The organism is Apibacter sp. HY039 (assembly GCF_004023655.1).
Taxonomy (GTDB): domain Bacteria; phylum Bacteroidota; class Bacteroidia; order Flavobacteriales; family Weeksellaceae; genus Apibacter; species Apibacter raozihei.
Map to the genome: position 1 here is coordinate 1 of NZ_SAYM01000009.1, position 13,391 is coordinate 13,391.

At 31.6% G+C, this 13,391-nt stretch carries 12 protein-coding genes; 6 read left to right on the forward strand and 6 right to left on the reverse strand.

Features of this window, described 5'->3' with window-relative positions:
* Nucleotides 1–382: 382 nt before the first annotated feature.
* On the reverse strand, nucleotides 383–1,030 hold the full coding sequence (locus EQ921_RS13630; RefSeq protein WP_128332053.1) for a YceI family protein: 648 nt from the start codon (nucleotides 1,028–1,030) through the stop codon (nucleotides 383–385).
* A gap of 131 nt (nucleotides 1,031–1,161) precedes the next feature.
* Here EQ921_RS13630 and radA point away from each other — a divergent pair, with 131 nt between their 5' ends.
* The 3 genes from radA (at nucleotide 1,162) to EQ921_RS13645 (ending at nucleotide 3,956) form a co-directional block, all read left to right on the forward strand.
* Nucleotides 1,162–2,514, forward strand: coding sequence for a DNA repair protein RadA (gene radA / locus EQ921_RS13635; RefSeq protein WP_128332054.1), 1,353 nt, complete (start codon nucleotides 1,162–1,164; stop codon nucleotides 2,512–2,514).
* 155 nt (nucleotides 2,515–2,669) lie between these two features.
* Nucleotides 2,670–3,530 carry a M23 family metallopeptidase gene (locus EQ921_RS13640; protein WP_128151584.1) on the forward strand — a complete coding sequence of 287 codons (861 nt, stop codon included), beginning with the start codon at nucleotides 2,670–2,672 and terminating at the stop codon, nucleotides 3,528–3,530.
* 15 nt (nucleotides 3,531–3,545) lie between these two features.
* Nucleotides 3,546–3,956 carry a polymer-forming cytoskeletal protein gene (locus EQ921_RS13645; RefSeq protein ID WP_128332055.1) on the forward strand — a complete coding sequence of 137 codons (411 nt, stop codon included), beginning with the start codon at nucleotides 3,546–3,548 and terminating at the stop codon, nucleotides 3,954–3,956.
* 49 nt (nucleotides 3,957–4,005) lie between these two features.
* Here EQ921_RS13645 and EQ921_RS13650 read toward each other — a convergent pair whose 3' ends face one another.
* Nucleotides 4,006–5,268 (reverse strand): NAD(P)/FAD-dependent oxidoreductase, encoded by a 1,263-nt coding sequence (locus EQ921_RS13650; RefSeq protein WP_128332056.1) that lies wholly within the window; start codon nucleotides 5,266–5,268, stop codon nucleotides 4,006–4,008.
* Nucleotides 5,269–5,439: 171 nt separating this feature from the next.
* Between EQ921_RS13650 and EQ921_RS13655 the strand changes: the two genes are divergently transcribed.
* Nucleotides 5,440–6,027 (forward strand): DUF3109 family protein, encoded by a 588-nt coding sequence (locus EQ921_RS13655; protein WP_128332057.1) that lies wholly within the window; start codon nucleotides 5,440–5,442, stop codon nucleotides 6,025–6,027.
* Here the strand turns inward: EQ921_RS13655 and EQ921_RS13660 are convergent, their stop codons facing one another.
* The 4 genes from EQ921_RS13660 to EQ921_RS13675 all read right to left on the reverse strand — a co-directional run bounded on the left by EQ921_RS13660 (nucleotide 6,028) and on the right by EQ921_RS13675 (nucleotide 11,349).
* Nucleotides 6,028–6,558 (reverse strand): thioredoxin-like domain-containing protein, encoded by a 531-nt coding sequence (locus tag EQ921_RS13660; protein ID WP_128332058.1) that lies wholly within the window; start codon nucleotides 6,556–6,558, stop codon nucleotides 6,028–6,030.
* Nucleotides 6,559–6,574: 16 nt separating this feature from the next.
* Complete coding sequence (lptB, locus tag EQ921_RS13665) at nucleotides 6,575–7,303, reverse strand: LPS export ABC transporter ATP-binding protein (protein WP_128151574.1); 729 nt, start codon at nucleotides 7,301–7,303, stop codon at nucleotides 6,575–6,577.
* 63 nt (nucleotides 7,304–7,366) lie between these two features.
* Complete coding sequence (locus EQ921_RS13670) at nucleotides 7,367–8,515, reverse strand: PAS domain-containing sensor histidine kinase (protein WP_128151572.1); 1,149 nt, start codon at nucleotides 8,513–8,515, stop codon at nucleotides 7,367–7,369.
* A gap of 41 nt (nucleotides 8,516–8,556) precedes the next feature.
* Nucleotides 8,557–11,349 carry a BamA/TamA family outer membrane protein gene (locus tag EQ921_RS13675; protein ID WP_164875648.1) on the reverse strand — a complete coding sequence of 931 codons (2,793 nt, stop codon included), beginning with the start codon at nucleotides 11,347–11,349 and terminating at the stop codon, nucleotides 8,557–8,559.
* Between the two features lie 9 nt (nucleotides 11,350–11,358).
* Between EQ921_RS13675 and EQ921_RS13680 the strand changes: the two genes are divergently transcribed.
* Both EQ921_RS13680 and EQ921_RS13685 read left to right on the forward strand, forming a co-directional pair.
* Entirely contained in the window at nucleotides 11,359–12,105 is a 747-nt protein-coding gene (locus EQ921_RS13680) for an RNA methyltransferase (RefSeq protein ID WP_128332060.1), read from the forward strand.
* Nucleotides 12,092–13,384 (forward strand): deoxyribodipyrimidine photo-lyase, encoded by a 1,293-nt coding sequence (locus EQ921_RS13685; protein ID WP_128332061.1) that lies wholly within the window; start codon nucleotides 12,092–12,094, stop codon nucleotides 13,382–13,384. The genes EQ921_RS13680 and EQ921_RS13685 overlap by 14 nt, the downstream gene beginning before the upstream one ends.
* Nucleotides 13,385–13,391: the final 7 nt, after the last annotated feature.

Genomic DNA, 13,391 nt, shown 5'->3' on the forward strand with positions numbered 1-13,391 from the left:
TAACCTTTTTTTTTCCAATTCTCTCACTTCTTCTATTTCCCAATGTTAACACGATTTTATTTCTTTATCCTCCTCCTCTATTTTTAATCATCTATTCTATGATATACTTAATTCTCCCCCCCCTTTTAATTGGGATGTCCTGCTCTACTATTTTCTTTGGTCTTTGTTTCTTTACTTGACAGCTCTTGTTTCTACTTTCTATCCTTAGTATAAGTTATTTCTTTAAAAACTTTTTTATTATTATATACATTATATATACTGCCAAATCTTACTCTAGTATTCTCATCGCATTTTTTAAATACTCTTTATATATATACCTAATTATATAAAAATACCCTGATATAACATATCAGGGTGTAAATATTGGTTATTGTTTTTTTTATTATTTGGTTCCGTGAAGCTCTACTTCCATATCAAACAAATCTTTGATCAACTTATCCTGTGGATTTCCATTACTGTACGTAATATTAAAATCTTGTCTATTAATTGTAAATTTCTCTGTTTTTACAATAATATTATTACCTTCAATAGTTACGTTAGCTTTTACTTTTACATTTTTAGAAGTTCCTTTAATTTCCAAGTTACCTTCAAGCTCTGTATTGTAATCACCTTCTAGAGGTTTTACTGAGGTAATAGTAAATTTAGAGTCCGGATATTTAGCGACATCAAATATTTCTTCTGCTTTTAAATGCTCATCTAATTTTTTAGCAATGCTTTCGTCCGCTTCATCTTCAGATTTGATGGTGTTCATATCTGCAATAAAACTTCCTGCTTCCAGTTTACCATCTTTAACTGTTAGTTCTCCGCTTTTAAAGTTTATTATTCCATGATGTTTCGTTGCTATAGATTGTCCTAACCATTTAATATTACTATTTACAGTATTAATTTGATAATTAGCGGCATCTTCACTAGCCTGAACTTCCTCTTTAGCTTCGGTAGTTGTTTTTGTTTCTTTAGATCCTTCTTTACAAGATTGCATACCTATTATGGTGAATACTGCAATCCCTAGTGTTACTACTATTTTTCTCATATTATTTTTTGAATTTATACAAAACTAATAAAATAATTTAAGTGATTATTATCTTTCTTTGTTAAAATTATCTTACTAAAAAAATAGACTACTTTTGTATATAAATTATCTATTTAAATACAATATATATTATGGCTAAAACCAAAACCACCTTTTTTTGTCAGAATTGTGGTGCGCAATATTCTCAATGGATGGGACAATGTAAAGCTTGCGGTGAATGGAATACTATTGTTGAAGAAGTTATAGAAAAAGAATCTAAAAATAATCTGACTTTTTCTAAAAATGACTCAAAATCGCGAGTTTTAAAAATTCATGAAATTGAATCACAAGACGAAAACAGAATTCTTTCACAGGATACTGAGCTGGATAATTTGCTTGGGGGAGGAATAGTCCCAGGTAGTGTTATTCTTATCGGTGGAGAACCTGGAATAGGAAAATCTACCTTGTTATTACAGATTTCTCTTCAAATCCCCAAGAAGGTTTTATATGTTTCGGGTGAAGAAAGTTCTAACCAAATTAAAATGCGTGCTGATAGATTATCTATATCTAACCCTGATTGCTATATATTAACTGAAACATCTACTCAAAAAATTATAAATAAAGCTCAGGAAATTCAACCTGAATTACTTGTTATTGATTCTATTCAAACCATACATTCTTCTTATATTGAATCTTCGCCGGGAAGTATTTCTCAAATTAGGGAATCTGCATCGGAATTAATTAAATATGCTAAAGATACCTCTACCCCTATATTTTTTGTAGGCCATATTACTAAAGACGGAACTATTGCCGGACCTAAAATATTAGAACACATGGTGGATGTAGTTCTCCAATTTGAAGGTGACCGAAATTATCTATTCCGTCTTCTACGAGCTAATAAAAACAGATACGGTTCCACATCAGAGCTGGGAATTTATGAAATGTTCCAATCGGGATTACGCCAAGTTAAAAACCCTTCTGAGATTCTTATTTCAAAGAAAGAAGAAAATTTATCCGGAAATGCTATTGCTGCAACACTTGAGGGACAACGCCCAATGCTAATAGAGATACAAGCACTGGTATCTACTGCTGTATATGGTACGCCCCAAAGAGTTACCACTGGTTTTGATGTTAAGAGACTTAATATGCTTCTTGCCGTTTTGGAAAAAAGAGCTGGTTTTCATTTAGGTTCTAAAGATGTATTTTTGAATATTACGGGGGGGATCAGAGTAGATGATCCGGCAATTGATCTAGGGGTTATTTGTGCTATTTTATCTTCTAATGAAGATATCTCTTTACCTGATAATTGTTTGTTTGCTGGAGAAGTAGGTTTAAGCGGTGAAATCAGAGCTGTAAATCGTATAGAACAAAGAATTACGGAAGCAGAAAAGCTGGGATACGATGTTATTTTTATTTCCAAATATAATAAGGTTGATGTTAAAAACCATTCTATACGTATTGAGCTGGTTTCAAAAGTTGAAGATGTTTATAAATTATTATTCTAACATATATAAAAATCTGATTTTAAACAATTTAAACTTTAATTTATTTCTTAATGTTCTGCTAAAATATTGTTAAATAATCAGGTTCATCTAATTCAATTATTTTGCAATGAGTATCTTTGTTACCCTTATGATCAAAAAATAAAATCATTTAAAACATGAGTAAAACAAAATATTCTACGGTAATAGTAACAGATAAGCACTCTAACGAAACTAAAGTATACAGTATTAATCAAAGACATATTGAAAATATGTCTTTGTATAAAAAAGTTCTTCTTTATTCATCAATTACTGTATGTATTTTATTAACCGGATTATCCACCTTTATTGCATACGGATACTATCAGAAGAGAGAACTTCATGGAAAAATTGCAGATTTGGAAAATAAACTGGATAATAAAAAATTAAACCAAATGCTGAATAATTTAGATGAAGCTGAAAAATCATTAGATAAAATTGAAAAATATTTAAAAGAAAGAGAAGTAAAGACTTTATCATCTTCCAGAACTTCCGAAGGAACTGACAATGTCGGAGGTGAGTATTATCCTATTGAAGATCTTAATCCCGATTTGATTGAATCAAGAAAAGACAGAGTTCAGGATTTATTGAATAAAATTCAATCTATACCTGTAGGCCTTCCTCATATAGGCAGATTAACTTCCGACTTTGGTGTTAGAGGAAATCCTATGTCAGGCAAGGGGTCAGAATTTCATCCCGGACTGGATTTAGCTGGAAAAATTGGTGATCCTATTCGGGTTACTGCTAACGGAACAGTTACTTATGCAAGTGTTAAAGGCGGATATGGCAATTGTATCATGGTTAAACATTCTCATGGTTATGAAACTCTTTACGGACATTTGTCAGCTATCAATGTTAAGCTGGGGCAAAAAGTAAAAGCAGGCGATATTATTGGTAAACTAGGTAATACCGGACGCTCTACAGGTCCACACGTACATTATGAAATATTATATAATAAGGAAAAAGAAAATCCTAAAAAATACTTACAAATAACAGAATAATTAACCAACTACTATATGTTTAATAAGAAAAAAAATGACTCTCCGAGTCTAGGTTCTGAGAATATAACTACAGTCATTGCGGAAGATTGTAAAATTGAAGGAACCATCAATTGCAAGGCTTTTATAAAAATCGACGGGCAGGCTTTAGGTGGAATAACCAGCGCCGGTGGTGTTATTTTAGGTAAAAAGGGTTACGTTAAAGGCGATGTGAAAACCAAAGAATTAATTATTTACGGAAAAATAGAGGGAGACGTTTTTGCTGATAATCTAACTCTTAAAGAAACCGGAAGCATTATCGGAAATATGCACGTTAAAAGTTTTCAGGTTGAAAATGGAGCCAATTATCATGGAACTGTAAGTATGGATGCTACGCAAATTTCTTCTTCCGCTGATAAAGACACTCATCATAATAAACAGACAAAATAAAAACAGACCAATTAAATTAAATTGGTCTGTTTTTTTTATAAGTTGAAATTTACTTTTTATCTCCTATTTTGTAGGCTATGCCTAATGATGTGTTTCTAGAAAAATAAATGGTCATCCATCTATAAAATGTATTCAATTTATTTCCTACGGAAACTAAAGATATAAGGTGAATAGATGACCATATTGCCCAGGCTATGAAGCCTTTAAGAAACATAGTTGGATGTATCAAATCTGCAACCGCTTTATTTCTACCAATTACAGCCATTGAACCTCTATCAGTATAGTGAAATGGACTTAGCTTTTGATTTTTAATTTTTCTTTTTAAATTTTTTGCCAGGTTTTTCCCTTGTTGTATGGCTACCTGCGCCAATTGTGGATGACCTTCAGGAAATTCTGAATCTGTAGTCATTATACAAGTATCTCCTAATGCATATATATCTTTATATCCTTTTACTTCGTTAAATTCGTCAACCTGCATTCTTCTCCCTTTACCAAAAATGTCTTCTGACAATCCTTTAAAAATTCTTGACGTTACTCCCGCTGTCCATATTATAGTTCTGGTCTCTATTTTCTCACCTCCATCAAAATAAATAGCTCCTTCATCACAGTCTTTAACTCTCGTATTCAATAATACTTTTACCCCCAATTTTTTTAATGCTTTGTAAGATTCTTCATGAGATTTTTCACTCATTGCTCCTAAAAGAGTTGAAGCTCCCTCCACCAGATATATATTTACCTTACATTTTAAATTTCTGTAATCAACCGGAGAAATATAATTTACTATTTCACAAAGTACCCCGGCAATTTCTACTCCTGCCGGTCCTCCTCCAGTAATTACTATGGATAATAATTTTTCCTGTTCCACCGGATCCTGAACCAGAGATGCTTCCTCCATACGTAATAAAAGTGTATTCCTTAATAAAAGAGCATCGTTGAGAGTCTTCATCGGAATGGCATATTTTTCAATGTTAGACATTCCGAAATAATTACTTTGGGTTCCGGTTGCAAATATTAATATATCATAATCTATTTCGCCATTGGAAAGTACTACTTTTTTTTCCTGAGGCTTTACTTCCACTAGTTCTCCTAAATGAAAATGTACATTTTTTTTATGTCTGATAAATCTTCTGAAGGGATAACTGATAGCGGCCGGATCTAATATGCTTGAGCTAACCTGATATATGAGAGGTGGGAAAAAATTATAGTTGTTCTTATCTACCAGAATAATTTCATAGTTATCATCATTGGCCAGCTGGGTCATTATATTAATTCCAGCAAAACCTCCTCCTACAAGGACAATTCTTTTTTTCATATTTTTATTTTATTCCTTTTATTTTTTTACTGTTTTTTATGTGTATGGTATAACTGAGTGTTTAGGCATTATACAAACATTTAGCCAAAAGTGATATTTTTCATATTATATTTTAACAAACTTTTTAAGAATAAAAATATAAGCTTACTTTTGCAGTGTTATTTAAAATTTATGATTCAAATAGACGATACTATCATTTCTCTGGATGTTTTTCAAAAGCAATTTGTATGTAATTTAAACAAATGTAAAGGAATCTGTTGTGTGGAAGGAGATTCAGGAGCTCCGCTTGATGAGGATGAACTGCCTGTACTTGAAGAAATATACGATCAGGTAGCTCCTTATTTGAGAGATGAGGGTAAACGTTCTATTGAGCTGCAGGGAAAATATGTTACTGATATTGACGGTGATTATGTTACTCCTTTAATTGAAGGTAAAGAATGTGCTTACGTAATATTTGATGATGCAGGTATAGCTAAATGCGCAATTGAAAAGGCATATGAGGAAGGTAAAGTTTCCTATAAAAAACCTATATCCTGCCACTTATATCCTATCCGCCTTCAAAAACTTAGAAAATATATTGCTTTGAATTACGATGAATGGCATATATGTTCAGATGCCTGTACTTTAGGAAAAGAATTAAAAGTTAAAGTTTTTGAGTTTTTAAAAGAACCATTAATCCGAAAATTTGGTGAAGATTGGTATTTTCAGTTACAAGAAGCCAATCAACTCATTTTGGACGAAATGGAAGAAAAAAAATAATTATTTTTGGGTTTCGTTTCTAAGATTTTCTATTATTTCCTGAATCTCAGGATCTTTAGCTGTTACTGAATAATATTTAGCTATTTTTCCATCAGGAGCTATAATCATATATCTGGGTATCCAATTTAATTCTATATATTCTGTAAAAGTATTTTTCCAACCTGTATAAAACCAGTAATTATTCCCTTTTTTATCTAATCCGTATTTGACAATACTTTTTAACCAGAATTCTTTATTCCGATCTAAAGACAGATATATAAAACTCACCTCAGGATTATTTTCTTTTAGTTGATCTGAAAAAGGCATATCTACCAGACAGTCTTTACACCACCCTGCCCAAAATTTTATAACTATAATTTTCCCTTTGTAGTTTTCAAGTATTGTATTTAAGGTTATTTTATTATCATTTACATCTAATACTTGTTCAGACAATGCTTCTTTCGAAAATTCAGTCTTTGATATCTCAGGTATTTTCTGAGCCACAAGACTTATAGAGAAAAATATTGATAGTATTGTTATAAAATATTTCATGGTTATTATTTAGGATTTAAATTTTTTCAAACCTGAAATTCTCTCCAAGGTATACCTGACGGACCATTGGATCGTTTGCTAAATCTTCAGGATATCCTTCTTTTAGTATATTACCTTCAAACATAATATAGGTTCTGTTAGTAATTGCTAAGGTTTGCTGTACATTGTGGTCTGTAATAAGAATACCTATGTTTTTATTGACTAACGATCGGACTACTTTCTGAATATCTTCTACCGCTATAGGGTCTACTCCAGCAAAAGGCTCATCAAGCAATATAAAATTTGGGTCGGTTGCCAGACATCTTGCTATTTCACAACGACGTCTTTCTCCTCCGGATAATAAATCTCCTCTATTTTTTCTTACGTGTTCCAATCCAAATTCTTCTATTAAAGAATCTGTTTTTAACCTTCTTTCTTTTTTTGAAAGCTTTGTCATTTCCAACACTCCTAAAATATTATCTTCTACGGAAAGTTTCCTAAAAATTGATGCTTCCTGAGCCAGATATCCTATTCCTTTCTGCGCTCTTTTATACATTGCATCGTGTGTAATGTTTATTTTATCAATAAATACCTGTCCTTGTGTAGGTTTTATCAGGCCTACAATCATATAAAAAGTTGTTGTTTTTCCTGCACCATTAGGCCCTAAAAGTCCGACAATTTCTCCTTGCTCTACTTTTAAAGATACGTCTTTTACTACTCTCTTGCTTCCGTAAGTCTTAATTAAATGTTCACCACGTAATATCATAGGGTCAAAAATAAATAAATTACCTAAGTTTTAGATTGTACTATCTGTTAAATTTTACAAAATTTATTTTTTAAGTATAATTCGAAAGGTTGTACCTTTATTTAGCTCTGTCTTTAAAACAAATATTTTACCAAAATGATAGTCAGCTATAATTCTTCTTGCCAGAGACAAACCTAATCCCCAACCACGCTTTTTCGTAGTAAATCCTGGTTTAAATATTGTTTTAATATTTTTTAAAGGTATTCCTGCACCGTCATCAGATAGATCAATATAGACATGTTTTTTGCTTTCCTGTATTTCCATTACAATATTCCCTTCTTTTTTCATAGCATCTACAGCATTTTTTATTAAATTTTCTATAACCCAACTATAAAGGGATATATTGAGCTGTAGAAATATAGGATGTTCAGGAGATATAAATTTGAAAGTGATGTGCTTGGATACTCTGTTTTTTAAATATAGGAAGGCCTGATAGGAAACTTCTATAATATCTGCTTCTTCTAATGATGGTGTTGATCCTATTTTTGAAAATCTATCTGTAATATTTTGTAGACGATTGACATCTCTTTCTATATTTTGAATGGGATGCTGATCTATATCTTCTAGTTTTAATATTTCCAACCAGCCTATAATTGAGGATAATGGTGTTCCTATCTGATGAGCTGTTTCTTTAGCCATTCCGGCCCATAAAAGACTTTGTTCTGTTTTTTTCAGGGTTTTGAAATACCAGTAGGTAAACCACACAAATAATACTATTAAAATTATTAATATAATCGGGTAATATTCTAACTGTGTAAGTAATAATGAGTTTTTGTAATAAACATATTGCTTTCCAAATGGTAACACTATGGGAATCGGTTTATACAATTCCTGCATATTGTCCAATTCGTCTTTTAATCTTACCGGATTAGTTATAACTTCTTTCTTAACATTTTTTGAGTCAAGATAGGTTCCTTTTTCATCTACTAAAATTACCGGAATAGTAGTATTTTGCTCTATAAACTGTACTAAGAAAACCTGTGTATTAGATGGGATACCGCTTTCTGTATTTAAAAGCTCTAAGGTTTTGGCATAATTCGCTATTTTAACAGATTCTTCTCTTTTTAATTCCTTGACTTTTCTGTTTGAAAATATAACGATAAAAACAGAAACGGTTAATGCTACAACATATCCGAACCAATTGCTTAATCGTATATTTTTATAGAAAGTCATAATTTGTCTTTTATTTAAATCTGAAAAGTTAAATAAAAGGTTTAAAAAGGATAATCAATGGCAAAGTTAATCTGTGGTTTTAATACATTTATATGCTTGAAATACCAGCGGTCTCCTTCGTCTCTTCGCGGATCGTGAAATTTATAAGCAAAATCAAATCGTATGATAAAATTACTTATGTTCCAACGAACTCCCCATCCCCCTCCGATACCTAATTCTTTATAAAAACTGTCAAATTCAAATTTATTCAGGGAATTTTTTCGGATTCCCCATACATTTCCAGCGTCAACGAATAAAGCTCCTTCAAAGCCTTTACTTGGAAGCGGAAAACGATATTCAAGTGAAGTAAGTAGTTTAAAGTTTTCCAACGCAACTAATTCATATCCGTCTTTACTTCCAAACTTAGAAGTTCCCGGACCAAATCCAAACGCTTTAAAAGCCCTAACATCACTTGGTCCTCCCACAGAATAACTTCTGTCGAAAGGCATATCGAAAGAATTTCCGTATGGTATACCTATACCTGTAAAAAAACGTACATTGAATGATTTTTTCAATGATAAATTCCAATATTTCCTGATATCCAAATCAATTTTCACAAATTGAGAGTAGGGAACACCAAATATTTCTTTTACCACTTTATCATTTGATGTGGTAAAATCTTTTAAAGATTTATTAAATATAGATAAGGCATTTCCTGCTAATTCAATCTGGGTTTTAATGTAAAATGGGTTTTTGGGAGGAAAAAAACTTAATCTTTGATCGTAAGTAAAATTATATTTAAAAGAAGATATTAATACATTTTGTGTAAATCTATACCTTCTTGATTCCAATAATCCATAGGAATCCATACTTTCAGGCGAAACATGCATAAGTTCATCTCTAAAGGCCCGGTCGTTAATAACTTGTTCCTGAAGCTGCTTTTCTGTTATTTTCTTGTCGTTTAAAGCACTTTCAAGTTCAGGATATACTTTGAAATAAAGTTCTTTCATAGTATTCCAATCTTCGGTATAAATATTATAGTAATTTCCCGGATTTAGAAACTGTGTGTACTGCAACCCCCATAATGTTACCTGATGAACGGTGGTACGTGTAGGAGTAAAATTATACGATAATCCTGCATTATAATTCCTTCTATCCAGCCCTATATTATATTGTGCATTATATCCCAGGGTAATTGCTGAGGAGGGTCCCCACCTTTTAGGTATGATTTTTTTACCGTTAAAAGGAACCAGCAATTTGGGAAATGACAAACTTGCCTGAGCTGAAACTTCTGAAGCGTTAAATAAACTACTATTATTTTTTTTAGATTCTATGTTTCCTACAGAACCACCTAGTGTGACACTTAAATTCTCTGCTCCTTTGAAAAGATTTTTTGCAGTAAAAGTTACGTTAGGTGTTATCCCGAAATTCACCACTCTGGAGCCAAATGCCTCAAACCCGATTTCGTATGAATATTTATCCATAGGTGTAAGAATAATATTTGTCACCAAAGTTGAATCAGATCCGGATTCAGGTGCTGTTTTAAATCCCAGGATATTAAAGTTGTTAACTTTATAAATATTTCTCCGGGTTTCTATTTCGGAGTTTAATCGATAATATTGTCCTTTTTCAATAGCCAACATATCTCCCAATACGCGATTTTTGTATCTTCCACCTGTTTCATTAACTATGAAAGCTATTGTATCCTTTATAATTCCTTTGCGTTTTTTTCCATCTTCCCATTTGACTATCTTTCGGTCAGTAACGTAATAGGTAGAATCAATATGATACTGCATTTCTTTATTTAAATTCTGCAGAGTTACTCTTAACTGATTATATTTATATTTTTTAAATTTTAGTTGTGCGCTGTCTTTTTTTACATCTGTAGCAATAGCACTTTTTTTTATGGACATCCGAACCGGAACATTATATATATTTTTCGCAGTATCAACGTAGTAAATAACTTCATCCTTTAAATCGTTGAATCGAAAATATCCCATATTTTGAAATCTATTTTCAATACGCGAAATTTCTTTTTCAATAACATAGGCATCGAGTCTGTCTCCTTTTTTTATTGAAGATCCTCTACTGAAAAATGCATTTATCAGTTCTTCTTTTGTTCTTTCAACTGAATTTTTCTTAACTTTTATTTTTGTCTGTCTTTGCAGGTAACCGTTATATAAATTATCCTGAAGTTCCTGGGCTACGTCATAAATTATGGTATCCATAATCATAGGTCGCCCCAATTTTATATCGTAACGTACTTTGGCTTTTTTACCAGATGCTAACAAGGTGTCTTTTACTGAAGATTTTCTCCAGCCTCGGTTTTTAAAATATTGTTGAAGATTTTTAGCAGAAGAAGCTGCTATTGCAGTATCAGCTATTACAGGCGGTTCTCCGTTATTATAGAAAAACCTGTCAAACCATCGATTCTGCCCCACATAGCTTTTAAGATTGTATTTAATATAGAGAGAATCCAGCAATGCCTGATTTCTTTCTTTTTGTTTAACTTTATAATAGTCGTAATAGACCGAATCAAATTTCGGATCAGAACGGTCATACATCCATAAGGCTAAAGGAACAAAAAAAAGTATAGTTTTATTGGGCTTTTGCTTTACGTAACTATCTAGTTCATCGGAAAATGGAGATTTATATTCATTTACCACCGGTTTTCCTTTCTCATCATAAAAAGGCATTCCATACGCATCTAAATAGGGCATCCCTTTTTTATCTAAGTAATTGTATTTATTACCTATAAACAGGTATTGTTTCTCAGGAACCTTATTTGTTTTACATGAAAAAATTAATAAGATTTGAGCGGAAATCAGTATCTTTAATGTTATATTGCGTTTCAATTTTATCATATGCTGTCTACCAACAAAATTAAACTTATTCAATCACTTAGTAAAAAAAAGTATAGGCAAAAATATAACTTATTTGTTGTTGAAGGTATAAAAAACATTAAAGAATTTGTCTTTAGTGATTTTATTTTAAAAAATATTTACAGCACTGAACCTATTTCATTTCTCAATGAGTCTCAGTACGAGTTAATTTCACAAGATGAACTTAAAAAAATAAGTTTTTTAACTACTCCACACAACGCTTTGGCTTTATTTGAAATACCAATATTTAATTTAAATAAAATTGTTGGCATGCAATTAGCTTTAGATGAAGTTCAGGATCCTGGAAATATGGGAACTATCATACGCTTAGCTGACTGGTTTGGAATTGAACAGATAGTTTGCAGTCCCGGTACTGTAGATATTTTTAATCCGAAAGTTGTGCAAGCATCTATGGGATCTCTGACAAGAGTAAATATTGTGTATATGGATTTAGTCAATTTTATTACCTCAAACGAGGATTTAAGAATTTATGCTACAGATATGAACGGAGATAATCTTTATGAGACTTCTTTTGCTTCTGATGCTGTGTTGGTAATGGGAAATGAAGGAAACGGAATTTCGGACCAGGTAAAACAATTATGTACAAATGTTATTACTATTCCACGTTTTGGGAATATTCAAAAAACGGAAAGTTTAAATGTTGCTATGTCTGCCGGAATTATAATAGGTGAATTTTTTTCTCAAATTAATAAAAATGGAAACAGTTAATATTTTTTGGTTTCGCAGGGATTTACGGCTTGAGGATAATCTGGGTTTGTATGAAGCTTTAAAAAAAGGAAAAACTCTTCCGATTTTTATTTTTGATTCTAAAATTTTAGACCAATTACCAGACAAATATGATGCAAGGGTCACTTTTATTTATAAACAACTTACTGTTCTTAATAAAAAACTTGAAAAATGTAACACTTCTATAGCATTATTATCTGGCAGCCCTATAGATTGTTTTAAAAAATTATGTGATTCATATTCCATAGAATCTGTCTATTGCAACGAAGATTATGAACCGTACGGTCTTGAACGTGATAAAGAAATTGAAAAATTTTTAAAGAGTAAAAAAATTTCATTTAAAAAATTTCAGGATCATGTTATTTGTAATCCAAATGAAGTTTTTAAAAAAGATGGTTCTCCTTATACGATTTATACTCCTTATTCAAAACAATGGAAATCTACAGTTTCCGAAAAAAAAATTGAAACATATTCCAGTGAATCTTTGTTAAAAAACTGTATTAATCATAACACTCAGCAATTAAATATCGATAAGTTAGGATTTAAGTTGAGCTCTATCAATCCTCCGGAACTTAATTTATCTTCATCGATAATTACTAATTATAAAAAAAACAGAGATTATCCATCTATGTCAGCCACTACTCACCTAGGTATTTACCTGCGTTTTGGCACAGTTTCAATCCGTGAAATTTTTCTAAAATTCAAAAAACTTGATACAAGCCTTATAGATGAACTTATATGGAGAGAATTTTTTATCTCCATACTTTATCATTTCCCAAAAGTTGTAAAGCATAGTTTTAAATCTAAATATGACAATATTAAATGGAGATATAATGAGGATGATTTCGACCGATGGAAAGAAGGGAAAACAGGATATCCTATAGTTGATGCGGGAATGCGGGAGCTCAATGAAAGTGGTACTATGCACAATAGAGTACGAATGATTACCGCTAGTTTTTTATGCAAGCATCTGTTAATTGACTGGAGATGGGGTGAAGCTTATTTTGCTTCAAAATTATTGGATTTTGAACTTGCCAGCAATAATGGTAACTGGCAATGGGCCAGTGGTTCAGGTTGTGATTCGGTTCCATATTTCAGAGTTTTCAATCCTACAATTCAAATGGAAAAATTTGATAAGGATTACCAGTATATCAAAAAATGGATCCCTGAATTTTCTGATAAAGATTCTTACCTTCAACCTATGGTTGAACATTCTTTTGCTAGAGATAGAGCATTGAAAGCTTATAAAGATGCTCTTTAATTCTGCT

Coding starts and splice junctions, on each gene's coding strand:
- EQ921_RS13630 (WP_128332053.1), bottom strand. CDS start 1,030: ATGAGAAAAATAGTAGTAACACTAGGGATTGCAGTATTCACCATAATA.
- EQ921_RS13645 (WP_128332055.1), top strand. CDS start 3,546: ATGTTTAATAAGAAAAAAAATGACTCTCCGAGTCTAGGTTCTGAGAAT.
- EQ921_RS13680 (WP_128332060.1), top strand. CDS start 11,359: ATGCTGTCTACCAACAAAATTAAACTTATTCAATCACTTAGTAAAAAA.
- EQ921_RS13685 (WP_128332061.1), top strand. CDS start 12,092: ATGGAAACAGTTAATATTTTTTGGTTTCGCAGGGATTTACGGCTTGAG.
- EQ921_RS13670 (WP_128151572.1), bottom strand. CDS start 8,515: ATGACTTTCTATAAAAATATACGATTAAGCAATTGGTTCGGATATGTT.
- EQ921_RS13650 (WP_128332056.1), bottom strand. CDS start 5,268: ATGAAAAAAAGAATTGTCCTTGTAGGAGGAGGTTTTGCTGGAATTAAT.
- lptB (WP_128151574.1), bottom strand. CDS start 7,303: ATGATATTACGTGGTGAACATTTAATTAAGACTTACGGAAGCAAGAGA.
- radA (WP_128332054.1), top strand. CDS start 1,162: ATGGCTAAAACCAAAACCACCTTTTTTTGTCAGAATTGTGGTGCGCAA.
- EQ921_RS13640 (WP_128151584.1), top strand. CDS start 2,670: ATGAGTAAAACAAAATATTCTACGGTAATAGTAACAGATAAGCACTCT.
- EQ921_RS13660 (WP_128332058.1), bottom strand. CDS start 6,558: ATGAAATATTTTATAACAATACTATCAATATTTTTCTCTATAAGTCTT.
- EQ921_RS13655 (WP_128332057.1), top strand. CDS start 5,440: ATGATTCAAATAGACGATACTATCATTTCTCTGGATGTTTTTCAAAAG.